This is a genomic window from Ornithinimicrobium carbonis (genome assembly GCF_050703245.1).
Lineage (GTDB): Bacteria > Actinomycetota > Actinomycetes > Actinomycetales > Dermatophilaceae > Ornithinicoccus.
On sequence record NZ_CP192647.1, the window covers coordinates 3,144,905 to 3,170,746 of the forward strand.

Here is a 25,842-nt window from a genome sequence, read left to right on the forward strand (position 1 = left end):
GCGGCGTAGGACGTCAGCCCCGCTCCCACCACCAGTCCACCAGCGGCCACCACGGCTCGTGCCCGGCCAGCTCCACGGCGTCCCGGCGGGTGAACCACCCGGCCTCCAGCACGTCGTCCAGGTCGGGCCGCAGCACCGGCAGGCCGTCCGGGGCCGGGACCGTACCCGGTCCCCCCGGTGCGGACCGGTCGGCCCTCGACCGGCCGTCGGACCGCGGGGCCACCACCGCCCCGAACACCTGCAGATGGTTCACCCCGGTCTCGAACGGACGCGGATCGACCCCGTCGGGCACGGTGATGCGCTCGTAGCCCACCGCCACCAGCGCATTGGTCTCCAGCACCAGCCCGGTCTCCTCGACCACCTCCCGCACGGCCCCCTCCCGGACGCTCTCCCCGCGCTCCCGTTTGCCGCCGGGCGGTGACCATCCGGGACGGGAGGCGTTGCGCACCAGTGCCATCCACTGCTGCGCACGCACGAGGACGACCGCGGCGCCGGCCTGCGTCTGCTCCAGGCCGGAGGCGACCACGTCCAGGACGTGGGGCGCCGACGTGGCCGTCGACAGGCCGTTCTCCACCCGCGCCAGCGGGCGCTCCCCCCGCCGCTTGCGGAAGCGCAGCCCGCTGTCCCGCAGCCGGCGCGCCAGCTCCGTGGCCGGCACCGGCACCGCACCCGCGGCGACGAGGGCGGCATACCGCTCCTCGGGGACGTCGTAGTGGTCGCCCTCGAAGGCGCGCTCGGGCAGGCCGACCGCGCGCGCGAAGGCGTGCAGCTCGGCCAGGGAGGAGTCGCTGATGAGGTGGGAGAAGTGCCGTCCGTGGGCGGGCCACAGGGGCGGGTCCAGGTAGACGGTCATGCCACCGGCCGGGGGGCGTACATGATCAGCGCGACCCCCACGAGGCAGGTCAGCGCGCCGAGGACGTCCCAGCGGTCGGGCCGGAAGCCGTCGGCCACCACCCCCCACAGCAGCGACCCGACGATGAAGACCCCGCCGTAGGCGGCCAGGACCCGGCCGAAGTGCGCGTCCGGCTGGAACGCGGCGACCACCCCGTACAGACCCATGCTGACCACCCCGACCCCCACGAAAAGCCACCCCCGGTGCTCCTTGATCCCCTGCCACACCAGCCAGGCACCACCGATCTCCAGCAGCGCCGCGAGGGCGAAGAGGGCGATCGAGCGTCCGGTCATGGCGTCCGAGACTACCGGGGGCGAGGGGTGTGGCGTCGCGCACGCGGGTCCGGGGGGCGAGCGGCAGGTGGGGCGGGGCCGAGGGGGTATGGCGCCGGGCCGGCCGGACGCAGGTGCGGGGGGAGGTGGGGCGCAGGCCCGGGGAGCTGTGGACAACTCGCCGGGCCTCGCGGTCATCGGGCCTACCGTCGGGGTCGAGGGGGCCGACCGGCCGCCACGACGAGGAGGGACACCCATGAGCAACACGTTCGCCGTCGACACCGCGCGGATCGCCGCCGCCTCCGGCGACATCGAGCGGATCTCGGCCACGATCGAGGCCGAGGTGCGCGCGATGATGGGCAAGCTGACCGCGCTCCAGGACTGCTGGCAGGGGTCGGCGTCCGCCGGCTTCCAGACGGTCACCCAGGACTGGAGCGCCACCCAGGAGCGGGTCCGCTCCTCGCTGCAGCAGATCTCCACGACCCTGCGCACGGCCGGCCAGGACTACGAGCTGGTCGAGCAGACCAACCGGATGCGCTTCCAGACGGGCTGAGGCCGTCGACCCCCTGCACGCACGCCGACGGGGCGGCCCCTCGCTGGGAGGGACCGCCCCGTCGGTGCGATGACCGCCCGCGAGGAACGCGGGCGCGCTGTGCTCCGACCCGGGTGGGTCAGAAGTCCATGCCACCCATGCCACCGTCGCCGGCCGGCATGGCCGGAGCCTTCTCCGGCTTGTCGGCGATGACGGCCTCGGTGGTCAGGAAGAGGGCCGCGATGGAGGCGGCGTTCTGCAGGGCGGACCGGGTCACCTTGACCGGGTCGGCGACGCCGAACTTCAGCATGTCGCCGTACTCGCCGGTGGCCGCGTTGAGGCCCTCGCCGGGGGTCAGGTTGCGCACCTTCTCCGCGACGACGCCACCCTCGAGGCCGGCGTTGATGGCGATCTGCTTCAGCGGCGCCTCGATGGCGACCTTGACGATGTTCGCGCCGGTCGCCTCGTCACCCTCCAGGGTCAGCCCCTCGAAGGCGCTGGAGGCCTGGATGAGCGCCACGCCACCACCGGCGACGATGCCCTCCTCGACCGCGGCCTTGGCGTTGCGGACGGCGTCCTCGATGCGGTGCTTGCGCTCCTTGAGCTCGACCTCGGTCGCCGCGCCGGCCTTGATGACCGCCACGCCGCCGGCCAGCTTGGCCAGGCGCTCCTGCAGCTTCTCGCGGTCGTAGTCGGAGTCGCTGTTCTCGATCTCGGTGCGGATCTGGGACACGCGACCGGCGATCTGGTCGGCGTCGCCGCCGCCCTCGACGATCGTGGTCTCGTCCTTGGTCACCACGACCTTGCGGGCCGAGCCCAGCAGGTCCAGGTCGGCGGTCTCGAGCTTGAGGCCGACCTCCTCGGAGATGACCTGGCCACCGGTGAGGATGGCGATGTCGCCGAGCATGGCCTTGCGGCGGTCGCCGAAGCCGGGGGCCTTGACGGCGACCGACTTGAAGTTGCCACGGATCTTGTTGACCACCAGGGTCGCCAGGGCCTCGCCCTCGACGTCCTCGGCGATGATCGCCAGCGGCTTGCCGGACTGCATGACCTTCTCCAGGAGGGGCAGCAGGTCCTTGACCGAGGAGATCTTGGAGTTGACGACCAGGACGTAGGCGTCCTCCAGGACGGCCTCCATCCGGTCGGTGTCGGTGACGAAGTAGGGCGAGATGTAGCCCTTGTCGAAGCGCATGCCCTCGGTGAGCTCCAGCTCCAGACCGAAGGTGTTCGACTCCTCGACGGTGATGACACCCTCGTTGCCGACCTTGTCCATGGCCTCGGCGATCATGCCGCCGATCTCGGTGTCGGCCGCGGAGATGGACGCGGACTGCGCGATCTGCTCCTTGGTCTCCACCGGCTTGGCCATGCTGAGCAGCTCGTCGTTGACGGCGCGGACGGCCACCTCGATGCCGCGCTTGAGCGCCATCGGGTTGGCGCCGGCGGCGACGTTGCGCAGGCCCTCGCGGACCATCGCCTGGGCGATGACGGTCGCGGTGGTGGTGCCGTCACCGGCGACGTCGTCGGTCTTCTTGGCGACCTCCTTGACCAGCTCGGCGCCGATCTTCTCGTAGGGGTCCTCCAGCTCGATCTCCTTGGCGATGCTCACACCGTCGTTGGTGATGGTGGGCGCACCCCACTTCTTCTCGAGCACGACGTTGCGGCCCTTGGGGCCGAGCGTCACCTTCACGGCGTCGGCCAGGGTGTTCATACCCTTCTCGAGCCCGCGCCGGGCCTCCTCGTCGAATGCAATGGTCTTGGCCATCGTGGTCTGTCCTCCACACGCTGATGGGCGGTTGACCCGCGGTGTCGCCCGCGACGGACGGGCCGGTCCCCTCGGGCTCACGTCGCCCGGGCTCCCGACCCTCGACACTGCCGGTCGGTCTTATCACTCTCACGTCGAGAGTGCTAGGTCCATGATTAGCACTCGACCCCTCCGAGTGCAAATGCCTCAGCGCAGCTCGAGCGCCCGCACCGCCGCGTCGCGCAGCGTCTGGTCCTGCAGCCCGAGCCCGCGGCCCGCGCTCACCAGCGCGTCGACCCCCGCCAGCCCGCCGGCCAGGACCTCGTCGAAGCGCTCCCCCAGGTGGGCCAGCCGGGCCGCCTGCTCCTCGACGAAGCCGCGGTCGACGACGGCTCCGTGCCCCGGGACCCAGACGTCGGACCCCCCGGCGGAGGGCTTGGCCAGGAGCGCCTCGAGCGTGGGCGCCCACTCCTGGGGGAAGGCGTCCTCCATCATCGGGTCGGCACCCTCCTCCACGAGGTCGCCGGCGAAGACGACGCCCGCGTCGGGCACGGACACGGCCAGGTCGTGATCGGTGTGCCCACGGCCGGAGAAGAGCAGCTCCACGGAGCGTCCGCCCAGGTCGAGAGGGGTGTCCTGCTCCACGAGGTAGAACGGCAGCACGATCTCGGTGTCGAGGATGTCCGCGGCGATCGCCTCCCGGTGGGTGGCCCGCATGTGCGCCACGATCTGCTCGCGCTGGTGCTCACCGGTGCGGCGCAGGTCCTCCACCGCACCGGCGTGCGCGTAGATCTGGGAGTCGCGGAAGGCGGAGTTGCCGAAGCAGTGGTCGTAGTGCGCGTGGGTGTTCACGACCGTGATCTCCAGGTCCGTGATCTCCCGGACCGCCTCGGCCAGCTCCACCCCGTGCTGGTGGTAGCTGCGGGTGTCCACGAGGAGGGCCCGGTCGTCGCCGACGACCAGCCCGCAGTTGAGGTTGAGCTCCTCGTGCCGACGGACGTAGACCCCGGGCGCCACGCTGCGCCAGGTGACTTCTGCCATGCCCCCACTCTACGGGCGGGGCGTGCGTGCCCCCTCCGCCCGGGGGTCCGTCATACGGGTCCGACGGGTATGGCGCACCCCGCCGGTCCGGGCGCGCCCCGCTGCGGGCCAGGTCCCGGTAGTTCGTGTGGCGCGGGTCACACATCCGCTCTAGGGTGCCGCGCAGACGGCACCGTTCGACTCGGAGGAGCTTCCCATGACGTTCGCCGCGCGCATCCTGCTGGCCACCGACGGCTCGACGACCGCGGCGCTCGCCCGGGAGCGCGCGGTCGAGCTGGCCCGGTACACCGGTGCCGAGCTGCACGTGGTGCACGTGGCGCTGGCCAGTCCCTGGACCACCCCGCGCCCGCTGGGCGAGCAGCACCGCAGCCGCCTGCTGGACGAGGCCCGCCCGGTGCTCGACGCCGAGGTGGCCGCGGTGCGACGGGCGGGTCTGGAGGCCGAGCCGCACCTGCGCCTGGGCCGACCGCCGCACGAGGTCCTCAGGGTCCAGGACGAGATCGGGGCCGACCTGGTCGTCATCGGCAGCCGCGGCCTGAACGCCTTCTCCCGCGTCCTGCTCGGGGACGACGCCGAGACCATCCTGCGCCACGCCCCCTGCGACGTCCTCGTCGTCCGACCCGCCTCGAAGGAGCAGTGATGCTGCCAGCCTCGACCACCTCCGGGGGTGGCATGCCCGAGTTCACCGTCACCGGCCTCGACCTGGCCGTCATCATCGGCTACCTCGTGCTGAGCCGGATCATCCCGCTCGTGGCCAGCGCGCGGATGAAGAAGAAGGCCAAGGCGGGCGGGAAGGAGACCGACGAGTCCGAGGACTACTTCCTGGGTGGTCGCAACTTCATCTGGCCCTTCGTCGGGCTCTCGCTGGTCGCGACCAACATGTCCGGCGCGACCTTCGTCGGCCTCGCCGGCGGTGCCTACGACCAGGGCATCTCGATCTTCGCCTACGAGTGGATGTCGGCGGTCATCCTGGTCATCTTCATCTTCTTCATCCTGCCCTTCTACCTGCGCTCCAAGGTCTTCACGCTCCCCGAGTACCTCGAGAACCGCTACGACCGTCGTTCCCGGATGGCCTTCGCGGGCTTCAACCTCTTCGCCAACATGTTCATCGACATGGCGGCCGCCCTCTTCGCCGGTGCGGTCGTGGTCAAGGTGCTCTACCCCGACATCCCGATGATCGTCTCGGTGGCCGTGCTGGCCATCCTCGCGGCCGTCTACACGGTGATCGGCGGGCTGGGCGCGGTGATGATCAGCGACTCGATCCAGGCGACCGTGACGATCATCGGCGGGGTCATCGTCCTCATCGCCACCTTCAACGCCATCGAGTCCTGGGACGCCGTCGTGCAGACCGCGGGCGACGAGAAGATGAGCCTCATCCTGCCCGCCGACCACCCCGACCTCCCGTGGCCCGGCCTGATCACCGGCGTGCTGATCATCGGTCTGTACTACTGGACCACCAACCAGCTCGTCGTCCAGCGCACCCTCGGCGCCCGCTCGCTCGACCACGGCCGGTGGGGCTCGTTGCTCGCCGGCCTCATCAAGCTGAGCTTCCTCTTCCTCTTCATCCTGCCCGGCGTCATGGCCCTCTCCCTCTACCCCGAGCTGGAGAGCTCCGACACGGTCTTCCCCACGCTGGTCTTCGACCTGCTGCCGGTCGGGCTCCGCGGGCTCATCCTGGCCGCCGTCATCGCCGCGATCACCTCGACGGTCGACTCGATCCTCAACTCCGCCTCCACCATCGTGACGATGGACTTCGTCAAGACCCTGCGTCCGGACACCTCCCAGCGGCGCCTGGTGTTCAGCGGCCGGGTCTCCACCGTCGTCGCCCTGGTGGTGGCCATCGTCTGGGCCCCGTTCATCGCGCAGTTCGACACGCTGTACCAGTACCTGCAGTCGGTGCTGTCCTTCCTCGTGCCCCCGGTGGTCGCCGTCTTCCTCGTCGGGATCGCCTCCAAGCGGATCAGCGCGACCGCGGCCTTCCTCACCCTCGTGATCCTCCAGCCGCTGGGCCTGGCCCTCTTCATCGTCACCCAGGTGCTGCCGGAGGAGCCGACGATCCAGTTCCTCTACGCCGCGGGGATCAGCTTCGGGCTCTCGGTCCTGATGCTCTTCGGGATCAGCCTGCTCGGCCCCTCTCCGGACGAGTCGAAGACCGGCGAGCTGACCTGGAAGAAGAAGTACTGGACGGAGGAGAGCAAGGAGCTGCGGGGCACCCCGTTCTGGGCCAACTACCGCTTCCTGTCCATCGGGCTGCTCGCGCTGACGGCGTTCCTCGTGGTCGTCTACGCCTGAGCCTGAGGACCCGGCCTGAGCCGGAGCCGGGCCTGAGCCGGAGCCGGGCCTGAGCCGCAGGAGCCCGGCCTGAGCCGGAGCCGGGCCTGAGCCGCAGGACCCGGGCCTGAGCCGGAGCCGGGCCTGAGCCGCAGGACCCGGGCCTGAGCCGCAGGAGCGGGGCGAGCTGCGGGCTAGGACAGCCCGGTGATCGTCCCGTCCTCGGCGACGTCCATCCCGACGGCCGCGGGCACCCGGGGCAGCCCGGGCATGCGCATGATGTCGCCCGTCAGGGCGACCACGAACCCGGCGCCTGCGTTGACGACGAGCTCGCGGACGGTGATCCTGAACCCCCGGGGTGCGCCCAGCAGGGTCGGGTCGTCGGAGAAGGAGTACTGCGTCTTGGCCATGCACACGGGCAGGCCGCCGTACCCCTGCGCCTCCAGCTCGGCCAGCTGCGTGCGCGCCGGTCCGGTGAGGTCGACTCCGTCTGCCCGGTAGATCTCCCGGGCGATCGTGCCGATCTTGGTCAGCAGGTCGTCCTCGGGGGCGTAGAGCGGCGCGAAGCGGCTCGGCCGCCCGCACAGCTCGACGACCGCGCGGGCGAGGTCCTCCCCGCCCTCCCCGCCGCGGGCGAAGACCTCGGACAGCTCGACGTCGGCCCCCAGCTGCGCGCACCGTGCGCGCACGAGGTCCAGCTCGGCGTCGGTGTCGGTCGGGAATCGGTTGAGGGCGACCACGACGGGGACGCCGTACTTGTGCAGGTTCTCCAGGTGCTGCTCCAGGTTGACCACTCCCCGCCCCAGGGCCTCCAGGTCCTCCTCGGCCAGCTCCTTCTTGTCCTTCCCGCCGTTGAGCTTCAGCGCGCGGACGGTGGCGACCAGCACGACCGCCGAGGGGGTCAGCCCGCCCGCCGGCGCGACGATGTCGAAGAACTTCTCCGCCCCGAGGTCGGCACCGAACCCCGCTTCCGTGACGACGTAGTCGGCCAGCTTCAGGGCCGTCCTCGTCGCCAGCACCGAGTTGTTGCCGTGCGCGATGTTGGCGAAGGGTCCCCCGTGGATGATCGCCGGCGTGTTCTCCAGGGTCTGCACCAGGTTGGGCTTGACCGCGTCCTTCATCAGCAGCGCCATCGCCCCGGCCGCCCCCAGGTCGGCGGCCGTCACGGGCCGCTTGTCGTAGGTCTGGCCCACGACCATCCGGCCGAGGCGCTCCTTGAGGTCCTCCACACCGGTCGCCAGGCACAGCGCCGCCATGATCTCGCTGGCCACGGTGATCTCGAAGCCGGACTCGCGGACGACGCCGTCGCACCTTGCCCAGGCCCACGACGACGTTGCGCAGCGCGCGGTCGTTCATGTCCAGGACGCGCTTCCAGGTGATGCGCTTGGGGTTGATGCCCAGCGGGTTGCCCTGGTGGATGGAGTTGTCGAGCAGCGCCGCGAGCAGGTTGTGCGCCGAGGTGATGGCGTGGAAGTCCCCGGTGAAGTGCAGGTTGATGTCCTCCATGGGCACCACCTGCGCGTAGCCGCCGCCCGCGGCCCCGCCCTTCATGCCGAAGACCGGCCCCAGCGAGGGCTCGCGCAGGGTCGTCACGGCCCGGTGGCCGAGCCGGTTCAGCGCCATGGACAGGCCCACGTTGGTCGTCGTCTTGCCCTCCCCCGCCGCGGTCGGGTTGATCGCCGTGCACAGGACGAGCCGCCCGTCGGGGCGGTCGGCGAGCCGGTCGAGGATCTCCAGGGACAGCTTGGCCTTGTCGTGGCCGTAGGGCTCGTAGTCCTGCGGCCCCAGCCCCAGGCCCTCGGCGATCTCACCGATCGGGCGCAGGGTGGCGGACTGGGCGATCTGCACGTCGGTCTTCACGGGCGGCTGGCCTCCTGGCACCGGGCGGGGCCGCCGTTGGCCCCGCGTGACGTCTCACGCTACCGACTGCTCCCGCGGGGGGTGCGGGGTGGTCGGGCGGCGCCGCGGGAGTGGTCGCCGAAGTCACCGGGCGTGGTCGAGCGACCAGGCGCCAGGGGCCCGTGGGACGTCTGTGACCTGCGGGACCGGAGTGTCCCACCTCCGTCCGGACGGGGCCGGGACACTCCCGGCAAATCACACCGGTGCAACTTCGGTGTCGTAGACTGACGACCAGTTCGAACGGCTCTGGCACGGGCGTGGCCAGGCACCAACCGGAACGAGAGGAAGTGTTCATGGGCGCGGCCCCGCGGGTCAACGATGTCGGGACCGACCTGTCCGAGCGCGACCGCCAGATCCTCGACTTCGAGCACCAGTGGTGGAAGTACGCCGGGTCCAAGGAGGACGCGGTCAAGGAGCTCTTCGACCTCAGCCCCACGCGCTACTACCAGCTGCTCAACCAGCTCATCGACAGCGAGGCCGCCCTCGCGCACGACCCGCTGCTCATCAAGCGTCTCCGGCGCCAGCGCGCCAGCCGTCAGCGCAGCCGCTCGGCGCGCCGCCTGGGCATCGAGCTCTGACCCGCCGGCGGCGCACCGCCTCGCCGCCCCCGGCACCACCGCATACCCTGTCCCGGTGCCCGCCACCGCCCCGCTGACCGAGCTGGTCCACCCCAGCTGGGCCGACGCGCTCGCCCCGGCTGCGCGGACCGTCACCGACCTGGGCGAGTTCCTGCGCGCCGAGCTGGCCGCCGGGCGCGGCTACCTCCCGCCCGGCCCGCAGGTGCTGCGCGTCTTCCAGCGGCCGCTGTCCGAGGTGCGCGTGCTGGTCGTGGGCCAGGACCCCTACCCCACGCCCGGCCACGCCGTCGGCCTCAGCTTCTCGGTCGCCCCCGACGTCTCGCCGCTGCCGCGCGCAGCCTGCAGAACATCTTCACCGAGCTCGTCGACGACCTCGGCTGCCCGTCGCCCTCGACCGGCGACCTGGGGCCGTGGTCCGAGCGTGGCGTGATGCTGCTCAACCGGGTGCTGACCGTGCGGCCCGGAGCCCCGGCCAGCCACCGGGGAAAGGGCTGGGAGCAGGTCAGCGAGCTGGCCATCGACGCGCTCGTGCGTCGCGGGGGCCCGCTGGTCGCGGTCCTGTGGGGCCGCGACGCCCGCAGCCTGGCCGCCCGTCTGGGCGACGTGCCCCGCGTCGAGAGCGCCCACCCGTCCCCGCTGTCGGCCCGGCACGGGTTCTTCGGCAGCCGCCCGTTCAGCCGCACCAACGCCCTGCTGCAGCAGCAGGGTGCCGACCCCGTCGACTGGAGGTTGCCGTGACCCCGCCCGCAGGTATGCCGTCCCTCCCCTCGGGTGCGCTCGTGCACGGGGAGGCCGGCAGCGTGCGCCCCGTGCCCCGGGCGTGGTCGCGCTACGTGGCGGTGGGTGACTCCTTCACCGAGGGGATGAGCGACGCTTCGCCGCACGACCCCGACCGCTACGTCGGCTGGGCCGACCGGCTCGCCTCGCTGCTCGCGGCGCACACCGACGAGCTCGGCTACGCCAACCTGGCGGTGCGCGGACGCAAGCTCGCGGACGTGGCCGGCCCGCAGCTGGACGCGGCGCTGGCGCTGGAGCCGGACCTGGTGAGCATCGTGGGCGGGGGCAACGACATCCTGCGGCCCCGGGCCGACGTCGACGCCCTGGCCGCCCGGCTCGAGGAGGCGGTCGCGCGGGTGCGGGCCACCGGGGCCGACGTGCTCATGGCCACGCCCACGGACCCCGTCGGGGCGCCGATCATCGGCCGCACCCGCGGACGGGCGGCGACCTACATCGCCCACATCTGGTCGATCGCGCAGCGGCAGGGGTGCTACGTGCTCAACCAGTGGGCCTGCGACTTCCTCCAGGACTGGCGGATGTGGGCCGACGACCGGATCCACATGACCTCCGAGGGGCACCGTCGGGTGGCGCTGGCCGCCTACGCCGCCCTCGGGCACAACCCCGCCGAGGCGGACTGGCACGTCCCCCTCCCCCCGCAGCAGCCGCCCGGGTTCGTCGCCGGCGCGCGCGAGCACGGCCGGTGGGCCCGCGAGCACGCCGGCCCCTGGGTGCGGCGCCGGGTGCAGGGCCGCTCCTCGGGCGACGGGCGCACCGCCAAGCGGCCGACGCTGCTGCCCGTCGAGCACCCGGCGGGCTGACCGCCCGGACCTCTGGCCGAGCCCGTCCGGACCCCCGCGTGCGGGTGAGGGGGGACCCTGCCACGATGAGGTATGGCACACCCGGTCCTGACCCCCGAGGAGACCACCCGGCGCACCGAGCTCGCGTGCGAGGCGGCGTTCACCGCCGCGAGCGACCTTGACCTGGACGTGACCGACACGGAGGTGCTGCACGACGCCTTCTCGGTCGTCGTCCGCCTCTCGCCGGCCCCCGTCGTGGCCCGGATCCCGGTGGTCCACCCGCCCGGGGTGACGGCCGAGCTCGTCGAGGAGCGCCAGTGCCGCGAGCTCGACGTCGCGGGCTGGCTGCACGAGCAGGGGGTCCCGGCCACCCGGCCCAGCCCCCTCCTGCCGCCCGAGCCGGTCCGTCAGGACGGCTTCTCGATCACCTTCTGGGAGCTGGTGGAGACCACGCCGGAGCACCGTCCCTACCGGGCGGCCGACCCGCAGGTGGCGGCGGCGCTGCACCTGGCCCTCGCGGCCTATCCCGGCGCGCTGCCCTTCCTGGCCCCCTTCAACGGCTCGCTCGCCGCGATGGTGGAGGCCGCCGAGGCCTCTCCCCTGCTGTCGGCCCAGGACGTCGACCGGCTGCACGCCCAGTGGCACGCGCTGGCCCCGGTGCTGGCCGACGAGGAGACCTTCCAGGCGCGCTTCGGCCCCACGACCGTGCAGCCGATCCAGGGCGACGCGCCGGCCCACAACGTCATCCGCAGCCCGCACGGGCTGGTCTTCGCCGACTTCGAGGACGTGTGCGTGGGCCCGGTGGAGTGGGACCTGGCCGGTCTGGGCGCCGAGGCGGTCGCCGCCTACGACGAGGCGGTGGAGAACCTGGACCTGCGCCCGACCGACCCCCGCCTGGTCGAGGCCATGGACGCGGCCCGCCGGGTGCAGATGGTGGCGAGCCTCTGCCTCGTCCCCCAGCTGCCGCTCCTGGAGCAGGGACTGGCCCCGTTCGTGCAGGAGTGGCGCGAGCAGGAGGTGACCCTGCGCATCTGAGGGCGGCCGCACCAGGCACACCTCCCGCGTCTGGGCGCGGTCGCACCGGGCATACCGGCGTGTGGGCGCAGCCGCACCAGGCACACTCCCGCACATGGGCGCGGTCGCCGTCGCGGACGAACGAGTGCACGCGTGGTTCCGGCTCCTGGGCGTCGCGGTCAGGACAGGCCGTGCACTCGTTCGATCCATCTGATCGTTCACGACGCATCTGCGATTGTATGTATTGCGTCTTATGTCGCACCTGCGTGTCGCCGAGGCCGCGTCCCTGCTCGGAGTCTCCCCCGACACCGTCCGCCGGGCGATCGACGCGGGCCGGCTACGCTCCAGCCGCGACGACGCCGGCCGGATCGTCGTCGGGGGCGCCGAGCTGGCCGGCTACGCCCAGCGCACCGCCCAGGCCGCCGAGGCCGGCACCGGGACCTCCTCGCCACGGAACCAGATGCGGGGGCTGGTGACCCGCGTCGTCAGCGACACCGTCATGTCCCAGGTCGACGTGCAGGCCGGCCCGTTCCGGCTGGTGTCGCTGCTCTCGACCGAGGCGGTGCAGGAGCTGGGGCTGGAGGTGGGCAGCGTCGTGGTCGCCTCCATCAAGTCCACGCACGTCACCGTCGGGCTGCCCCGGTGAGGGTCGGGGCCGCGGACGTCCGGGCCACGCTGGTCCTGGCCACGGGGCTCCTGGCCACGGTGGCCGGCCTCGCGGGCTGCGCCCAGCCCCCCGGCGGCGTGGCGGGACGACGGGGGGTTGCGGACCACGGTGTCGCGGACGACGGCGCTCCCACCTCCGACGGGCTCACCGTGCTGGCGGCCGCCTCGCTCACCGACGTCCTGTCGGACGTCGCCGACCTGGTCCGCGCCGAGCACCCCGGCCTGCAGGTCGACCTCGCCTTCGCCGCCAGCTCCACGGTGGTCCAGCAGGTGCAGCAGGGCGCCCCCGTGGACGTCGTGGTCCTGGCCGGGCCCGAGCCGCTGACGCTCCTCGACCCCGACCTCGTGCGCGGCGACCCGGTCGTCGTCGCCACGAACACCCTCGCCCTGGCTGTGCCGGTGGACCCCGCGGACCCGGGCAGCTCGGACCTCCCCGCCGACCAGGGAGCCCCGGTGGCCTCGGTGGAGGACCTCGAGCGCGACGGCATACGCCTCGTCGTGTGCCGTCCCGAGGCCCCCTGCGGGCGGGCCGCGCAGGCCCTGTTCGCCGACCTGGGCCTGGAGCCACGGATCGCCTCGTACGAGCCGGACGCCCGCGCCACGCTGACCAAGGTCGAGCTCGGCGAGGCGGACGCCGGGCTGGTCTGGCGCACCGACGTGCTCGCCGCGGAGGGACGGGTCCGCGAGGTCCCCCTGCCCGAGGGCGCGGAGGTGCGCAACGACTACCCGCTCGCCGTCGTCTCGGACGACCCCGCGGCTCGCTGGTTCGTCGAGGCCGTGACGTCCGCGCAGGGCCGGGAGGTCCTCGTCGACGCCGGGTTCGGGGCGCCGTGAGCACCAGGGTCCGGGGCGGACGCCTGCCCCTGATCGTGCCGGCCGGGCTGGCGGTCACCCTCGTGGTCCTGCCGATGCTCGCGCTCCTCCTGCGGGTGGAGTGGACGCAGCTGCCCACCCACCTGTCCCGTCCGGTCGTCGGCGAGTCCCTGCGGCTCTCGGCGGTGACCACCAGCGCCACCATGGTCGTCGTCTGGCTGGTCGGCACCCCGCTCGCGTGGCTCCTGGCCCGCTCGGACCACCGGTTGACCTCCTGGCTGCGCGCGCTGGTCACCGTCCCGCTGGTCCTGCCGCCCGTGGTCGGGGGCGTCGCGCTGCTGATGACGTACGGCCGGCGCGGCGTCGTCGGCGGCTGGCTCGAGCGGACGACGGGGCTGACGGTCCCGTTCACGACCGTGGCCGTCGTGCTCGCCGAGATCTTCGTGGCCCTGCCGTTCTACGTCATCACGGTCGAGGGGGCCATGCGCGGCCTGGACCGGCGCTACGACCAGCTCGCCACCACCCTCGGAGCGGGACCCGTGCGCACCTTCACCCGGGTCGCGCTGCCGATGGTGCTGCCCGGCATCGCGGCCGGTTCGGCGCTGGCGTGGGCCCGGGCGCTCGGGGAGTTCGGCGCGACGATCACCTTCGCCGGCAGCTTCCCGGGCCGCACCCAGACCGCGCCGCTCGGCGTGTACGCCGCCCTGGAGCAGGACCCGCAGGCCGCGATCGCGCTCTCGCTGGTCATGCTCCTCGTGGCCGTCGTCGTCGTGCTCGGAGCCCTGCGCTCCCGGTGGCTGCCGTGAGTGCGGCACCCGCCCCGTCGCGGGAGGAGGTGGCCCTGGACGCGCGCCTCGTCGTGGACGCCGGCGAGTTCTCCCTCGACCTCACCCTCGCGTGCGCGGCCGGCGTGACGGCCCTGCTGGGACCGAACGGCTCCGGCAAGACGACCGCGCTCACGGCCCTCGCGGGGCTGCGCCGGCCGCGGGCCGGTCACGTCCGCGTCCCCGGTGCCCCCGAGCCGGACTGGCTCGACGTCGCCCGCGGCGTCGACCTGCCCGCCGACCGCCGCAGCGTCGGCCTGCTGCTGGCCGAGCCGCTCCTGTTCCCTCACCTCGACCTCGTCGAGAACGTGGCCTTCGGACCTCGCTCCCGGGGTGTACCGCGGCGTGCCGCGCGCGACCGGGCCCGCCTGGAGCTCGACCGCGTCGGCCTGTCGGACCTGGCCCGTCGCCGGCCGCGCGGGCTGTCCTCCGGGCAGGCCCAGCGGGCCGCCCTCGCCCGGGCCCTGGCCACCGACCCTGCGGTACTGCTGCTGGACGAGCCGCTGTCGGCGCTGGACCCGCAGACCCGGTCGAGCACCCGGGCGGACCTCACCCGCCGGCTGCAGGAGTTCGACGGGGTGACACTGCTGGTGACCCACGACCCGGTCGACGCCCTGACGATGGCCGGACGGCTCGTCTTCCTCGACGGGGGCCGGGTGTCCCAGGAGGGCACCCCGGCGCACGTCGTCGCCCATCCGCGCACGCCGTACGCGGCCCAGGTCGTGGGCCTGAACCTGCTCGCCGGGACGGTCCGCACCGGTCCTCCCGTCATCGTCGTCGTGGACGGGACCGGGGCCGAGGTGGTCACCGCCGAGGAGCCCGGCCGTCCTGCGGCCGGGTCCCGGGCACTGGTCACGGTCGACCCCGCCGCCGTGTCGGTCCACCGCGAGCGCCCGGCCGGCTCGCCCCGCAACGTGTGGCCGGTCGTGGTGACCGAGGTGACCATGGCCGGCCAGCGGGCCCGGATCGGCCTCGACGGGCCGGTCCCCCTCGTCGCCGAGATCACCGCCGGGGCGGTCGCCGAGCTCGGCGTCGTCGCGGGGACCCGGCTGTGGGCCTCGGTCAAGGCGACCGAGGTCCGGGTCCAGCCCGCCTGACGGACGAGAGGCACCGGTGGGGCGGTGGGTGCAGGGTGTGAGGGGGGCGAGGGAGGCGGGGGCGAGACGGGTGAGGCGGGGGCGAGACGGGTGCTGCCAGCAGGCGACTGTGCAGGAACCGCGCCCTGACGCGGGACACGCCGCAGCGGCGACAGCACGGTGCACGACACGCCGCGGACAGCCGGCCCTGGTGCACGACACGCCGGGGACAACCGGCCCCCGGTGCACGACACGCCGGGGACAGCAGGCCCCGGTGCACGACACGCCGTTGTCCCACCCGCCGCGGACAACCGGCCGCCGGTGCACGACACGCCGTCGCCCCACCCGCCGGCCCCACCGTCCCACCCCGACTACCTCCTGACGCGGCGTCCGGCGCTAGCCTCGGCCCATGGTGCAACGAGTGCTCCCGACCGAGGAGGCGCGCGACCTGCTGGAGCTGGTGCGCGAGATCGCCGACGAGCAGCTGCTCCCCCAGGTGGACGAGGCCGAGGCGGCCTCCCGCTTCCCCCGCGAGGTGTTCACCCTGCTGGGCCGGGCCGGGCTGCTCTCGCTGCCCTACCCCGAGGAGCAGGGCGGCGGCGGCCAGCCGGCCGAGGTCTACCTGCAGGTCGTCGAGGAGATCGCCCGCGCCTGGATGTCGGTGGCGGTCGGCGTCTCGGTGCACGCCCTGACCTGCTTCCCGCTGGCGACCTTCGGCACGTCCGAGCAGCAGGAGCGCTGGCTGCCGGGGATGCTCTCCGGCGAGCAGCTGGGTGCCTACTGCCTCTCGGAGCCGCAGGCGGGCTCCGACGTCGCGGCGATCCGCACCCGGGCCGTCCGCGACGGGGACGGCTACGTCCTCACCGGCGGCAAGGCGTGGATCAGCCACGCCGGCCACGCCGACTTCTACACCACCTTCGCGCGCACCTCCGACGACGGCGGCCGCGGACTGTCCTGCTTCCTCGTGCCCGCCGACGCCGAGGGCCTGACCTTCGCCGAGCCCGAGCGCAAGATGGGGCTGCACAGCGACACCGTCGGCGAGGTCCTCCTCGAGGGGCTCCGCGTCGAGGAGGCCCGCCGCATCGGCGCCGAGGGGCAGGGTATGCAGCTCGCGCTCGCCGCGCTCGACTCCGGCCGCCTGGGCATCGCCGCGGCGGCCACCGGCCTGGCCCAGCGCGCGCTGGAGGTCTCGGCCGCCTACGCGACCGAGCGGGAGCAGTTCGGCCGCCCGATCGCCGAGAACCAGGGGCTGGCGTTCCTGCTCGCCGACATGGCCGCGGCCGTCGGTTCGGCCCGGGCGACCTACCTGCACGCCGCCCGGCTCAAGGACGCCGGTCAGCCGCACACCCAGGAGGCCTCGATCGCCAAGCTCGTCGCCACCGACGCCGCGATGCGCGTCACGACCGACGCGGTCCAGGTGCTCGGCGGCTACGGCTACACCACCGACTTCCCGGTCGAGCGCTTCATGCGCGAGGCCAAGGTGACCCAGATCTTCGAGGGCACCAACCAGATCCAGCGACTGGTGATCTCGCGCCAGGTCCTCGCGCAGCACCGCTGAGCCCGCCCCGCACACCCGGAGGAACGCATGCAGATCACCAAGTCCACGGTCGCGCTCGTCACGGGCGGGGCCTCCGGCCTGGGTGAGCAGACCGCCCGCCGCCTGCTCGCCGACGGAGCCCGGGTGGTGCTCGTCGACCTGCCCGGCGGACGCGGCGAGGAGCTCGCCGCCGAGCTGGGCGAGCGGGTCCGGTTCGCCGCTGCGGACGTGCGCGACGAGGAGCAGGTCGCGGCCGCCGTCGCCACCGCGGCGGATCTGGGCGAGCTGCGGATCGTCGTGGCGTGCGCCGGGGTCGCCACCCCGGGCCGCATCCTGTCCAGGCGGGGCGTGCTGCCGCTGGAGACCTTCCGCACGGTGGTGGAGATCAACCTCGTCGGCACGTTCAACGTGCTGCGGCTGGCCGCCGAGCAGATGGCCACCAACGAGCCGGTCGAGGACGACCGGGGGCTCGGCGACCGCGGGGTCGTGGTGACCACCGCCTCGGTCGCCGCCTTCGACGGGCAGGTCGGCCAGGCCGCCTACGCCTCGTCCAAGGCCGGCGTCGCCGGGCTGACCCTCACCGCCGCCCGCGACCTGGCCGACAAGGGCATCCGTGTCATGTGCATCGCCCCGGGGGTCTTCGAGACCCCGATGATGGCGGGGATGCCCGAGGGCGTGAAGGAGTCCCTGGAGGCGCTCGTGCCCCACCCCGCCCGGCTGGGCAAGCCCCAGGAGTATGCCGCGCTCGTGGCCCACATCGTCGAGAACCCGCTGCTCAACGGCGAGGTCATCCGCCTCGACGGGGCCCTGCGGATGCCGCCCCGCTGAGCGGGCACGACGACGAAGCCGCGCGACGTCATACCCCGGTGTGCCAGCGCCGGAGGCGCTCCAGCTCCGTGGGGGGCACGCCGAGGAGGGTGACCAGGCTGCCGTCGGCCAGCAGCGCCTGCACCCGCCAGGCCTGGTCCCCCGGTGCGTCCGGGCGCACGTCGAGGATGTCGGCGCGGGTCAGACGGCGCACCCGCCGGCCCTCGGTCAGCACGATCGCGTCGTCCTCCAACCGGGTGCCGCTGTGCTCGTGCCGGCTGGCCCAGACCAGGAAGAGGCCGTAGGCGGACCAGGCCGCCACGACGACGAGCCCGACCGGTCCGGGACGGGTCGCGACCAGCGCGACGAGGGCGACGAGCACCACGGCCACGCCGAGGGCGGCCCGGAGGGCGGGCAGCCACCGCGGCTGCATCAGCCACTCGCCGGTCGGGGGCCGCGCGGGGCGGGAGGGTCGCACCCGTCCAGCGTAGGACGCCTGCCGCCACCGGCATGCGGTCGACGTACCACCGAAGGTCGTGGGTCCTCGTCCAGGCCGGCCTCCTGGTGGTGGCCGGGAGCCTGGTGGGGTCGGCCGCCTCAGCGCCCCCGCAGCCGGCGGCGCACGTCGTGCACCGCCTCCGCGGGCACCCCGGGCAGGGCCAGCCGGCGACCGCCCTGCAGGACCGCGACGGCACCGTTGCGCGACGGTTCCTCGACGACCTTGCTCACCTGCGCGGTCGGGACCTCGACCCGGCGGATGCCGTCGTGCACCGAGAGGCCGTCCGACGAGGCGGTCGTGCTGCCACCGGTGCGCAGGTAGGCCGCGACCACCACCCCCAGCACGACGAGCCGCAGGACCAGGCCGAGGAGGTCCTCGCCCACCGCCACCCCGCCCGCGGTGTAGCGGTGGACGGTGACCCCCAGCACGGCGAGGAAGGCGAGCAGCAGCGCCCAGGACAGGGCGATGGGACGGTGTCGGACCCAGGTCATCCCGGCAGCGTAGCCGCGGGCGCGGTGCTGCCGAGGGCGTCCGGTCCGGCGGGCCGCCGGCTCGTGGCCGGCGACGCCCTGGACGGCGACGGGGCGGGGTCGACCTGGGCGGCGACGACCTGGGCGGGGTCGACCTGGGGGGGCTCGACCGGTCGTCGTCGCCGGTGCCCCTCGGGGGTGCGTGGACGCCGGTGGAGGGGAAGACTGGGTCGGCGTGGACCTGCGTATCTTCACCGAACCCCACCTCGGCGCCACCTACGAGGACCAGTTCAGGCACGCCCGCCTCAGCGAGGACTGCGGGTTCGGCGCCTGGTTCCGGTCCGACCACTTCCTCTCCCGGGACGGCGCGCCGGGCCCCACGGACGCCTGGGTGACGCTGGGGGCGCTGGCCCGGGAGACCTCGCGGGTGCGGCTCGGCACCCTGGTCACCTCGGTGACCTTCCGCCACGCCGGGCTGACGGCGGTGCAGGTGGCCCAGGTCGACGCGATGAGCGCAGGGCGGGTCGAGCTGGGGCTGGGCGCCGGCTGGATGGAGGCCGAGCACGCGGCCCACGGGGTTCCCTTCCCGGAGGTCGGGACCCGGTTCGACCTGCTCGAGGACACCCTCGAGGTGGTCACCGGGATGTGGGCGACCCCGCCCGGGGAGCTCTTCGACCACGAGGGTCCGACGGTCACGGTGACCCGGTCGCCGGGCCTGCCCAAGCCGCTCCAGCAGCCCCGTCCGCCCATCATCCTCGGTGGGAAGGGGCACCGGCGCACACCTGCGCTGGCGGCCCGGTTCGCCGACGAGTTCAACCTGCCGTTCGTCACGGTCGAGGGGGGCAGGGAGCAGCTCGCGCGGGTGGACGAGGCCTGCCGGGTCGTCGGTCGGGACCCGGGGACCCTGCTGCGCTCCGCCGCGCTAACGGCGTGCGTCGGCCGGGACGGCGTCGAGGTGTCCCGACGGGCCGGTGCGACCCGCCAGGACCTCGACGGCCTGCGCGGGCACGGACTGGTCGGCACGCCCGACGAGGTGGTCGAGCAGATCGGCCGCTGGCGGGAACGCAGCGGGGTGGAGCGGCTCTACCTGCAGATGCTTGACCTGTCCGACCTCGACCACCTCGAGCTGGTGGCCTCCGCAGTGCTGCCCCAGCTCGGCTGAACCGCCGGCCGTCCCGACCGGCGTCCGGACGTCAACCCCCGTCGCAGCCGCCGTACGCCTGGCCTGCAGCTCCGAGGTCAGCCGCACCGGGGCACTCTGCGGCTCAGGACACCGCTGCGACCGTCTCGCTCCAGATGCCCAGGGCCTCCTCGACGAGCGGTTCGTCGACGACCAGCGCCGGGATGAACCGCACCACCTGACCCCAGGCGCCGCAGGTGAGCAGCAGGAGCCCTCGCCGGGCGGCTTCCTGCTGGGCCGCGGCCGCGGCGGCCCCGTCGGGCCGGCCGTCGACGTCCCGGAACTCGCAGCCCAGCATCAGGCCCAGGCCCCGCACGTCGGTGATCCGCTCCTGCCCCGCGGCCACCGTCTCCAGACCGGCGCGCAGCTGGTCGCCCCGCACGGCGGCGTTGTCCACCAGCCCCTCGTCCTTGATGACGTCGAGGGTGGCCAGGGCGGCGGCGCAGGCCACCGCGTTGGCTCCGTAGGTGCCGCCCTGGGAGCCCGGCCAGGCCTTGCCCATGAGCTCCTCGGAGGCGGCGATGCCCGAGAGCGGGAAGCCGGAGGCCAGCCCCTTGGCGGTCACGAGGACGTCGGGGCGCCCGTCGAAGTGGTCGTGCCCCCAGAACCTCCCGGTGCGCCCCCACCCGGTCTGCACCTCGTCGAGCACGAGCAGGATGCCGTGGCGGTCGGCCCGCTCCCGCAGGCCGGTGAGGAACTCGGTGCTGGCCGGGACGTAGCCGCCCTCACCGAGCACCGGCTCGACGACGAACGCGGCCGTGTCGGCCGGGGCGCTGATCGTCTGCAGGGTGTAGTCCAGCTGCTCCAGGGCGAACCGGGTCGCCTCCTCCCTGCTCCAGCCGTAGTGGGTGGGGTCGGGGAACGGCGCGACGACCACGCCGGGCATGAGCGGGGAGAAGCCGGAGCGGAACCGGGTGCCCGAGGTCGTCATCGAGGCTGCCGCCACCGTCCGGCCGTGGAAGCCGCCGTGGAAGACCACGACGTTGGGGCGGCCGGTCGCCTGGCGCACCAGGCGCAGCGCCGCCTCGACGGCCTCCGAGCCGGAGTTGGCGAAGAACATCCGGTCCAGGCCGGCCGGCAGCACCTCCCCCATCCGCTCGGTCAGGTCCAGCAGCGGCCGGTGCATCACGGTCGTGTACTGCGCGTGGATGATCCGGCCCACCTGCTCCTGCGCGGCGGCGACCACGCGCGGATGGCAGTGGCCGGTGCTGGTCACGCCGATCCCGGCCGTGAAGTCCAGGTGGCGCCGTCCTTCCTCGTCGAAGATGAGCGCACCCTCGCCACGGGCGGCGACGACGCCCGTGGCCTGCTTGAGCACCGGTGACAACGACGTCACGCCAGACCTCCTTGATAGATTGTCGACAATCAGCGTATCTCAGGGTCCCGACGTGAGAAAGGTGCACACCATGACGCAGTCCGTGACCGGACCGGCCCCCCGTCAGCTGTTCGTCGGAGGGCGCTGGGTCGACGCCGAGGGCGGCGCGACCTTCCCCGTGCTCAACCCGGCCACCGGCGAGGAGATCGCCCAGGTGGCCGACGCCTCCCCTGCGGACGCCATGGCGGCGCTGGACGCCGCGGTGGAGGCCCAGCCGGCCTTCGCCGCGACGACGGCGCTGGAACGGCACGAGATCCTCATGACCGCCTTCCGGCTGCTGCACGAGCGGATCGACGAGCTGGCGCTGCTGATGACGACCGAGATGGGCAAGCCCCTCAAGGACTCCCGGGGCGAGATCACCTACGCGGCGGAGTTCTTCCGGCACTTCGCCGCGGAGGCGCTGCGGATCGACGGCGGCTACCAGGTCGCGCCCCAGGGCGGGTCCCGCTTCCTCGTGGCCCGGCAGCCGGTCGGCCCGTCCCTGCTCATCACGCCGTGGAAATTCCCGATGGCGATGGGCACCCGCAAGCTCGGCCCGGCGATCGCCGCGGGGTGCACCAGCGTCGTCAAGCCGGCCCACCAGACGCCGCTGTCCATGCTGGCGCTCATGGACGTCCTGCGGGAGGCGGGCGTGCCGGACGGGGTGGTCAACTGCTTCACCGCCACGGACGCCGGCGGCACCATGGAGCCGCTGATCCGCTCCGGCAAGGCCCGCAAGCTGTCCTTCACCGGGTCCACCCGGGTGGGCCGGATCCTCCTGGAGCAGTGCTCGGAGAAGGTGCTGCGCACCTCGATGGAGCTCGGGGGCAACGCCCCGTTCGTCGTCTTCGAGGACGCCGACCTCGCGGAGGCGGTCGCCGGGGCGCTGCAGGCCAAGATGCGCAACATGGGCGAGGCCTGCACGGCGGCCAACCGGATCTACGTGCACGACTCCCTCATCGAGGAGTTCGGCACCAGGCTGGCCGAGCGGATGGGGGCGCTCACCGTCGGCGACGGCACCCACGACGGCGTCGACGTCGGGCCGCTGGTCGACGAGGCCGGCCTGGAGAAGGTCAGCTCGCTCGTGGCCGACGCGGTCGGGCGCGGCGCCACCGTGCTCACCGGCGGCGAACGGGTCGAGGGGCCGGGCTTCTTCTACCCGCCCACGGTGCTCACCGGCGTGCCGACCGACGCCCGGATGGCCCGGGAGGAGATCTTCGGACCCGTCGCACCCCTCACCCCGTTCTCCACCGAGGAGGAGGCGGTCCGGCTGGCGAACGACACCGAGTTCGGTCTGGTCTCCTACGTGTTCACCAACGACCTGCGGCGTGCGCTGCGGGTGGCCGAGGCCCTCGAGAGCGGCATGGTCGGGCTCAACCAGGCCGTCGTGTCCAACCCCTACGCCCCCTTCGGCGGCATCAAGCAGTCCGGCCTGGGCCGCGAGGGCGGCGCCGAGGGGATCGAGGAGTTCCTGGAGACCAAGTACGTCGGCATCGCCCTGTCCTGAGGGGCCGTCGGCTACCCCCGTCCCCCGGCCCCGGTCAGCCGGGCGCCGGGCCCGGTGCTCGTGAGCCGGTCGATCGCGTCGACCATGTGCGCGATGAGCAGGCGGTCGGCCTCCTCGGCCCGGCCGTCGCGCAGCGCCTCGGCGATCGCCCGGTGCTCCTCCACGCGGACCAGCGGGTCGGGGTAGGTCTCCTCCAGGGCGTGGATGCACATCCGGGTCTCGGTGAGCAGCGTCTGCTGCATGCGGGACAGCCGCGGGCTGCGGGCCAGGGCCACGAGCCGCTCGTGGAACTCCACGTCCGCCTCGCCGACCAGCGCGCCGTCCCCCGCCCGGGCCGCGGCCTCCATCCGGTCGACCACCAGCAGCAGAGAGCGGCCCGCCGCCCCGGGATCGGCCGCCAGCACGCACCGGGCCGCGGCGCGCTCGACCGCCTGCCGCGCGACATACATGTCCTCGATGTTGTCCGGCGTCATCTCGGTGACGAACAGCCCCCGGTTGCGCACCGAGACGAGCAGCCCCTCCTGGGTGAGGCGCTGCATACCCTCCCGCAGGGGCCCCCGGCTCACGCCGAGGCGGGCCGCGAGCCGGGCCTCGCTGAGCCGGCTGCCCGGCGCCAGCTCCCCCGCCGCGATCGCCTCCCGCAGCCGGGAGGCGATCATGCTCGGCGTGGACTCCTGCACGACCGGCGTCAGCAGGGAGCGCCCGTCGTCGCCCGGGCCGGCGCTTCCGCTGTGCGGCAGCGGATCCCCCTCCAGCCTGCCCGGCGTGCTCACCCCGGGCCGCCGCCCAGCCGGTCGACGGCCCCGCGCAGCCGCCGCACGCCCTCGACGATCCGCTCGGGCGGGGTGGAGGCGAAGCAGAGCCGCAGGGCGTCCGGGAAGCGACCCTCGGGGGAGAAGGCGTTGCCGGGGATGTAGGCCACCCCCTCCTCGAGCGCGACCGGGAACAGCGCCTGGGTGTCGACCGCCGGGTCGAAGGTCACCCACAGGAAGAACCCGCCCTCGGGGTCGGTCCAGCGGGCGAGCCCGTCGAAGTGCTCGGCGAGCGCGGCCTGCATCGTCTCCTTCCGGCGACGGTACTGCTGGCGCTGCTCGACGAGGTGGGCGTCCAGGTGACCGCCCCGCAGGAAGGCGGCCACGAGCCGCTGCATCGGCAGGTTGGTGCAGGTGTCCATGGCCTGCTTGGCGTTGATGAGCAGCGGCTGCAGGGACGGGTCGGTGTCCACCCAGCCCACCCGCAGCCCGGGGGCGACGATCTTGGAGAAGGTCCGCACCGAGAAGACCAGCGGGTCGCCCTCGGCGAGCTCGTGCAGGCTGGGCAGGGGCTCGCCCGCGAACCGCAGCATCCCGTAGGGGTCGTCGTCGATGACGAGGCTGCCCCACTCGCGGGCCAGCTCCAGCAGCTCGCGGCGGCGCTCCAGGGTCATCGTCGCTCCGGAGGGGTTCTGGAAGGTGGGGATCGTGTAGATCACCTTCGGCCGGCGGCCGAGCCGTTGCGCCTCCTCGCGCAGCGTCGCGACCTGCATGCCCTCCCGGTCGACGGGGATCTCCAGCAGCTCGGCCTGGTAGGACAGGGCCGTGCCGCTGCCGTTGGTGTAGGTGGGTGACTCGACGGCGACGAGGTCAGCGGGGTCGACGAAGAGCTTGCAGGCCAGGTCCAGCCCCTGCATGCCGCCGGAGGTGATGGTGAGCCGCTCGGGCGTGGTCGCGTCGGTGGTGCCCTCCAGCATCTCGAGCAGCGCCTCGCGCAGCGCCGGGTCGCCCTCGGTGGCGGCGTAGTCGAAGGCGTCGTGCGCCTGCGCGCCGATCGCCTCCCGGCCCACCTCGGCGAGGATCTCCGCGGGGATGGCCTCCCGGGCGGGGCTACCCATGGCGAAGCGGACGATGTCGTGGGTCTGGCCGGCCAGCAGCGAGGTGCTGGAGTCGATGACCGAGCCGACCAGCCCGGTCGTGCGGGCGGCCAGCGGCAGTGCGGTCGTGGGGGGGGTGGTCATGGTGGGCCCTCTCGTGTCAGGTCTCGTCGTCGGTCTCGTGCGGGCGGGTGGGGGGTATGCCGTGGGGCCGGGTCAGATCTTCACGACCAGCTCCTGGGGCAGGGGGGCCAGGCGCTCGGGACCGTCGTCGCCGAGCAGGACCGACTCGGACAGCTCGTAGCCCCATCCGTCCATCCACATCCCGAGGATCACGTGCAGCGCCATGCCGGACTGCAGGACGGTCGTCTCCTCCGGTCGCAGGCTGATGGTGTGCTCGCCCCAGTCGGGCGGGTAGCCGATGCCGATGGAGTAGCCGATGCGCGAGGCCTTGGTGTACCCGTACTGCGCGATGACCCGCGTGAAGGCGGCGTGCACGTCCCGGGCCGGGACACCGGGCCGCATCCGTTCGAGGGCCGCCTGCAGGCCCTCGGTGACCGCCCCGGCGCACCGGTCCAGCTCGTGCGGGGGCCGGCCCAGGCTGACCGTGCGGGCCAGCGGCACGTGGTAGCGGTGGTGCACGCCGGCCAGCTCGATCGTGGTCGCCTCCCCGCCCGCAGCGGCAGGTCGCTCCAGGTCAGGTGGGGGGTGCCGGCGGTCTCACCCGTGGGCAGCATCGGCACGATCGCCGGGTAGTCGCCACCGAGCTTGCGGGCGCCGAGCGCCTGGGAGTACTGGATCTGGGCGACGACGTCGCACTGGCGCCGCCCGGTCTCGATGCTGTCGACCGCGATCCGCATGGTCTGCTGGGCGATCTCGCCGGCGACGCGCAGCTTGTCCTGCTCCAGCGGCGACTTGACCACCCGCACCCAGTTGACCAGCTCGTGGCTGTCGAGCAGGTGCCCCTGCCCCAGCCGCGAGAGCAGCGCCAGGTAGCCGCGGGGCGAGAAGAAGTGCGCGTCGGTCTCCGCGGCCACCCGGGCGTCCGGGCCGCCGGGCAGCAGGCCCACCTCCAGGGCGCGGTCGGCGATCCACCCGAACGGGTGGACGTCGGGACGCTGGACCAGGTCCTCGGGATAGCCGTGGATCTGGGCGGGCGGGAGGTATGCGGTGTAGTGCGCCCCCTGCGCGTCCATCGCCCGGGTGAACAGGTGCGGCTCGCCGTGGGCCGGGACGATCAGGCACTGGGGCATGTAGAAGGACCAGGCGTTGTAGCCGGTGAGGTAGTAGAGGTTCGCCGGGTCGACGACGACCAGCGCCCCGAAGGAGTGGCGGGCCATGGCCTCCTGCACCCGCTGGAGCCGGTCCCGGTACTCGGCCCGCGGGAACGGCCGGGACTCGACGTCCGTCGGGTCGTCGGGGGTTCCGTCACCAGGCCAGGGCATG

Annotated in this window: 24 protein-coding genes and 3 pseudogenes; 15 read left to right on the forward strand and 12 right to left on the reverse strand. The window is 73.5% G+C overall.

Going from position 1 to position 25,842, the window contains the following annotated elements; translation table 11 throughout:
• Window positions 1-13: 13 nt before the first annotated feature.
• Together ACQ95T_RS15800 and ACQ95T_RS15805 are read right to left on the reverse strand one after the other, a co-directional pair.
• Window positions 14-853: a DUF4031 domain-containing protein gene (locus ACQ95T_RS15800; protein ID WP_425943172.1), complete on the reverse strand. Its 840-nt coding sequence runs from the start codon at window positions 851-853 to the stop codon at window positions 14-16.
• On the reverse strand, window positions 850-1,185 hold the full coding sequence (locus tag ACQ95T_RS15805) for a YnfA family protein (protein ID WP_431473087.1): 336 nt from the start codon (window positions 1,183-1,185) through the stop codon (window positions 850-852). The genes ACQ95T_RS15800 and ACQ95T_RS15805 overlap by 4 nt, the downstream gene beginning before the upstream one ends.
• A gap of 235 nt (window positions 1,186-1,420) precedes the next feature.
• Between ACQ95T_RS15805 and ACQ95T_RS15810 the strand changes: the two genes are divergently transcribed.
• Entirely contained in the window at window positions 1,421-1,717 is a 297-nt protein-coding gene (locus tag ACQ95T_RS15810) for a WXG100 family type VII secretion target (RefSeq protein ID WP_425943174.1), read from the forward strand.
• Between the two features lie 118 nt (window positions 1,718-1,835).
• On the opposite strand, the gene groL is transcribed toward ACQ95T_RS15810, so the two are convergent.
• Window positions 1,836-3,458: a chaperonin GroEL gene (groL, locus tag ACQ95T_RS15815; RefSeq protein WP_425943175.1), complete on the reverse strand. Its 1,623-nt coding sequence runs from the start codon at window positions 3,456-3,458 to the stop codon at window positions 1,836-1,838.
• Window positions 3,459-3,644: 186 nt separating this feature from the next.
• Window positions 3,645-4,478 (reverse strand): MBL fold metallo-hydrolase, encoded by an 834-nt coding sequence (locus ACQ95T_RS15820; protein WP_425943176.1) that lies wholly within the window; start codon window positions 4,476-4,478, stop codon window positions 3,645-3,647.
• A 196-nt stretch (window positions 4,479-4,674) separates the two neighbouring features.
• Here ACQ95T_RS15820 and ACQ95T_RS15825 point away from each other — a divergent pair, with 196 nt between their 5' ends.
• Together ACQ95T_RS15825 and ACQ95T_RS15830 are read left to right on the forward strand one after the other, a co-directional pair.
• Window positions 4,675-5,118 carry a universal stress protein gene (locus tag ACQ95T_RS15825; RefSeq protein WP_425943177.1) on the forward strand — a complete coding sequence of 148 codons (444 nt, stop codon included), beginning with the start codon at window positions 4,675-4,677 and terminating at the stop codon, window positions 5,116-5,118.
• The gene (locus tag ACQ95T_RS15830; RefSeq protein ID WP_425943178.1) at window positions 5,118-6,770 is read left to right on the forward strand and encodes a sodium:solute symporter; all 1,653 of its coding nucleotides are present in this window, start codon (window positions 5,118-5,120) and stop codon (window positions 6,768-6,770) included. The genes ACQ95T_RS15825 and ACQ95T_RS15830 overlap by 1 nt, the downstream gene beginning before the upstream one ends.
• A 173-nt stretch (window positions 6,771-6,943) precedes the next feature.
• On the opposite strand, the pseudogene ACQ95T_RS15835 reads toward ACQ95T_RS15830, so the two are convergent.
• Window positions 6,944-8,609: pseudogene (locus ACQ95T_RS15835) on the reverse strand (formate--tetrahydrofolate ligase).
• A gap of 332 nt (window positions 8,610-8,941) precedes the next feature.
• Here ACQ95T_RS15835 and ACQ95T_RS15840 point away from each other — a divergent pair.
• The 10 genes and pseudogenes from ACQ95T_RS15840 to ACQ95T_RS15885 all read left to right on the forward strand — a co-directional run bounded on the left by ACQ95T_RS15840 (window position 8,942) and on the right by ACQ95T_RS15885 (window position 17,558).
• Window positions 8,942-9,226 (forward strand): DUF3263 domain-containing protein, encoded by a 285-nt coding sequence (locus tag ACQ95T_RS15840; RefSeq protein WP_425943180.1) that lies wholly within the window; start codon window positions 8,942-8,944, stop codon window positions 9,224-9,226.
• A gap of 55 nt (window positions 9,227-9,281) precedes the next feature.
• A pseudogene (locus ACQ95T_RS15845) lies at window positions 9,282-9,964 on the forward strand (uracil-DNA glycosylase).
• A 14-nt stretch (window positions 9,965-9,978) separates the two neighbouring features.
• Window positions 9,979-10,821 carry an SGNH/GDSL hydrolase family protein gene (locus ACQ95T_RS15850; protein WP_425943306.1) on the forward strand — a complete coding sequence of 281 codons (843 nt, stop codon included), beginning with the start codon at window positions 9,979-9,981 and terminating at the stop codon, window positions 10,819-10,821.
• A 72-nt stretch (window positions 10,822-10,893) separates the two neighbouring features.
• Window positions 10,894-11,835 (forward strand): phosphotransferase family protein, encoded by a 942-nt coding sequence (locus ACQ95T_RS15855; RefSeq protein WP_425943182.1) that lies wholly within the window; start codon window positions 10,894-10,896, stop codon window positions 11,833-11,835.
• Between the two features lie 232 nt (window positions 11,836-12,067).
• The gene (locus ACQ95T_RS15860; RefSeq protein WP_425943183.1) at window positions 12,068-12,460 is read left to right on the forward strand and encodes a TOBE domain-containing protein; all 393 of its coding nucleotides are present in this window, start codon (window positions 12,068-12,070) and stop codon (window positions 12,458-12,460) included.
• Window positions 12,457-13,314, forward strand: a complete 858-nt coding sequence (modA, locus tag ACQ95T_RS15865) for a molybdate ABC transporter substrate-binding protein (protein WP_431473088.1) — start codon at window positions 12,457-12,459, stop codon at window positions 13,312-13,314. The genes ACQ95T_RS15860 and modA overlap by 4 nt, the downstream gene beginning before the upstream one ends.
• A complete protein-coding gene (locus ACQ95T_RS15870) occupies window positions 13,311-14,099 on the forward strand; it encodes an ABC transporter permease (RefSeq protein WP_431473089.1) in 789 nt (262 codons plus the stop codon). The genes modA and ACQ95T_RS15870 overlap by 4 nt, the downstream gene beginning before the upstream one ends.
• Window positions 14,096-15,214 carry an ABC transporter ATP-binding protein gene (locus ACQ95T_RS15875; protein WP_425943186.1) on the forward strand — a complete coding sequence of 373 codons (1,119 nt, stop codon included), beginning with the start codon at window positions 14,096-14,098 and terminating at the stop codon, window positions 15,212-15,214. Before ACQ95T_RS15870 ends, ACQ95T_RS15875 begins: the two co-directional genes overlap by 4 nt.
• Before the next feature lie 388 nt (window positions 15,215-15,602).
• Window positions 15,603-16,751 carry an acyl-CoA dehydrogenase family protein gene (locus tag ACQ95T_RS15880; RefSeq protein WP_425943187.1) on the forward strand — a complete coding sequence of 383 codons (1,149 nt, stop codon included), beginning with the start codon at window positions 15,603-15,605 and terminating at the stop codon, window positions 16,749-16,751.
• 27 nt (window positions 16,752-16,778) lie between these two features.
• Window positions 16,779-17,558: an SDR family NAD(P)-dependent oxidoreductase gene (locus tag ACQ95T_RS15885; protein WP_425943188.1), complete on the forward strand. Its 780-nt coding sequence runs from the start codon at window positions 16,779-16,781 to the stop codon at window positions 17,556-17,558.
• A gap of 28 nt (window positions 17,559-17,586) precedes the next feature.
• Here the strand turns inward: ACQ95T_RS15885 and ACQ95T_RS15890 are convergent, their stop codons facing one another.
• Together ACQ95T_RS15890 and ACQ95T_RS15895 are read right to left on the reverse strand one after the other, a co-directional pair.
• Complete coding sequence (locus ACQ95T_RS15890; protein WP_425943189.1) at window positions 17,587-18,015, reverse strand: hypothetical protein; 429 nt, start codon at window positions 18,013-18,015, stop codon at window positions 17,587-17,589.
• Window positions 18,016-18,134: 119 nt separating this feature from the next.
• The gene (locus ACQ95T_RS15895; RefSeq protein ID WP_425943190.1) at window positions 18,135-18,527 is read right to left on the reverse strand and encodes a hypothetical protein; all 393 of its coding nucleotides are present in this window, start codon (window positions 18,525-18,527) and stop codon (window positions 18,135-18,137) included.
• A 214-nt stretch (window positions 18,528-18,741) separates the two neighbouring features.
• Here ACQ95T_RS15895 and ACQ95T_RS15900 point away from each other — a divergent pair, with 214 nt between their 5' ends.
• Window positions 18,742-19,668 carry an LLM class F420-dependent oxidoreductase gene (locus ACQ95T_RS15900; protein ID WP_425943191.1) on the forward strand — a complete coding sequence of 309 codons (927 nt, stop codon included), beginning with the start codon at window positions 18,742-18,744 and terminating at the stop codon, window positions 19,666-19,668.
• A gap of 103 nt (window positions 19,669-19,771) precedes the next feature.
• On the opposite strand, the gene ACQ95T_RS15905 is transcribed toward ACQ95T_RS15900, so the two are convergent.
• Window positions 19,772-21,022 (reverse strand): aspartate aminotransferase family protein, encoded by a 1,251-nt coding sequence (locus tag ACQ95T_RS15905; RefSeq protein ID WP_425943192.1) that lies wholly within the window; start codon window positions 21,020-21,022, stop codon window positions 19,772-19,774.
• 70 nt (window positions 21,023-21,092) lie between these two features.
• Between ACQ95T_RS15905 and ACQ95T_RS15910 the strand changes: the two genes are divergently transcribed.
• A complete protein-coding gene (locus tag ACQ95T_RS15910; protein ID WP_431473090.1) occupies window positions 21,093-22,547 on the forward strand; it encodes an NAD-dependent succinate-semialdehyde dehydrogenase in 1,455 nt (484 codons plus the stop codon).
• 11 nt (window positions 22,548-22,558) lie between these two features.
• On the opposite strand, the gene ACQ95T_RS15915 is transcribed toward ACQ95T_RS15910, so the two are convergent.
• The 4 genes and pseudogenes from ACQ95T_RS15915 to ACQ95T_RS15930 form a co-directional block, all read right to left on the reverse strand.
• Window positions 22,559-23,320 carry a GntR family transcriptional regulator gene (locus tag ACQ95T_RS15915; protein WP_425943194.1) on the reverse strand — a complete coding sequence of 254 codons (762 nt, stop codon included), beginning with the start codon at window positions 23,318-23,320 and terminating at the stop codon, window positions 22,559-22,561.
• Window positions 23,317-24,540, reverse strand: a complete 1,224-nt coding sequence (locus ACQ95T_RS15920) for a PLP-dependent aminotransferase family protein (RefSeq protein WP_425943195.1) — start codon at window positions 24,538-24,540, stop codon at window positions 23,317-23,319. The genes ACQ95T_RS15915 and ACQ95T_RS15920 overlap by 4 nt, the downstream gene beginning before the upstream one ends.
• A 72-nt stretch (window positions 24,541-24,612) precedes the next feature.
• The gene (locus tag ACQ95T_RS15925) at window positions 24,613-25,038 is read right to left on the reverse strand and encodes a M24 family metallopeptidase (protein WP_431473091.1); all 426 of its coding nucleotides are present in this window, start codon (window positions 25,036-25,038) and stop codon (window positions 24,613-24,615) included.
• Between the two features lie 335 nt (window positions 25,039-25,373).
• Window positions 25,374-25,841 (reverse strand): annotated as a pseudogene (locus ACQ95T_RS15930) (aminopeptidase P family N-terminal domain-containing protein); the annotation flags it as partial.
• Window position 25,842 lies beyond the last annotated feature (1 nt).